General features: G+C 65.4%; 1 pseudogene. It reads left to right on the forward strand.

Features of this window, described 5'->3' with window-relative positions:
• Positions 1-73: 73 nt before the first annotated feature.
• Positions 74-1,628, forward strand: a pseudogene (locus DFO68_RS15330) (IS3 family transposase).
• The last annotated feature ends 32 nt before the right edge of the window (positions 1,629-1,660 follow it).

Raw genomic sequence — 1,660 nt, forward strand, 5'->3', positions numbered from 1 at the left:
CCCCCACTGTCAAGCTAGTTGGAGCCTCAGCGGCTGTTAGACTCTGAACCCTGTGGGGCGTGACGAGGTTCCGATGAAGTACTCCGACGAGCGCCAGGAAGCCATCCTCAAGAAGCTGCTCCCGCCGCACAACCGCACGGTGGCGGAAGTGGCCCAGGAAGAAGGCATCTCCGCGGCGACGCTGTACAACTGGCGCAAGAAGGCTCGGCAAGCGGGCCGTTTGCTACCTGACCAGAGCGATGATCCCGAGGGCTGGAGCTCGCAAGACAAGTTCCACGCCGTTCTGGAGACGGCGGCCCTCAGCGAGGCCGAGCGTGCCGAGTACTGCCGGCAGCGCGGCCTCTATCCTGAGCAGATTCAGCGCTGGCGGGCGAGCTGCGAAGGCGCCAACGACCGCAGTGATGCCGCCTCGAAGCAGGTAAGTGAAGCCCGCAAGGCGGAGCGCCAGGAGAACAAGGCGCTCAAGCGTGAGCTCCGCCGCAAGGAGGCCGCCCTTGCGGAAACCGCTGCCCTGTTGGCGCTGCGAAAAAAGGCCCGAGCGATCTGGGGGGACGAGGACGAATGATCAGCACTTCAGATCGCCAGGACGCCGTAAAGCTGATCGATGAGGCGCGGGCCGAGGGAGCCCGCCTGCACGCCGCGTGTGCGGAGCTTGGCATCGGCACCAACACCTACCGCCGCTGGGCACGGGGCGATCAGGATCGCCGGCCGCAGGCCGTGCGGCCTGTCCCTCGCCATGCGCTGTCGCCGGAGGAGCGTCAGCAGGTGCTGGAGATCTGCCATAGTCCCGAGTTTGCCAGCCTGCCGCCGGGGCAGATCGTGCCGCGGCTGCTGGACGAGGAAGGCCTCTACGTGGCGTCAGAGTCCAGCTATTACCGCATCCTGCGGGCGCATGGCGAACAGCACCATCGTGGCCGCGCCCGTGCCCCACGCCCCAAGGGCGACCCTCAGCGACACCGCGTGACACGCCCCAATGCCTGTTGGAGCTGGGACGTGACGTACTTACCGACCCCGGTGCGTGGGCAGTTCTACTACCTCTACATGATCGTCGACATCTACAGCCGCAAGATCGTCGATGCTGAGGTCTTCGACCAGGAGTCCATGGCCAACAGCAGCGAGGTCATCCAGCGCGCCGTACTGCGCGAGGGCTGCATCAACCAGCCGCTGGTGCTGCACGCCGACAACACGGCTCCGCCATGAAGGGCTCGACGCTCCAGGCGACACTGCAGCGGCTGAACATCACCCCGTCGTACAGCCGTCCCCGGGTCTCCAATGACAACGCCTTCTCGGAGTCGCTGTTCCGGACTTGCAAGTACCGGCCCGACTACCCGACGGACGGCTACGAGAGCCTGACAGCGGCGCAGCAGTGGGTGACGCGCTTCATGCACTGGTACAACCACGAGCACCGCCACAGCGCCATTCGGTTCGTCACCCCGGGTGAGCGGCATGCTGGCCAGGATGATGAGGTGCTGGCAAGGCGAGACGCCATCTATGCCGAGGCAAAACGGCAACATCCCGGTCGGTGGAGCGGTGCCACCCGCAACTGGTCACCGCGCCGGACGGTCTGGCTGAACCCGGACCAGGAAGATCCGCTGGTTCAACGCGATCAGCGATTAGAAGCCGCCTGATTCCAGGTTCCAACAAGCTTGACAGGCATCGC

The sequence above is a fragment of the Halomonas ventosae genome, assembly GCF_004361885.1.
GTDB classification, from domain to species: Bacteria; Pseudomonadota; Gammaproteobacteria; order Pseudomonadales; family Halomonadaceae; genus Halomonas; species Halomonas ventosae_C.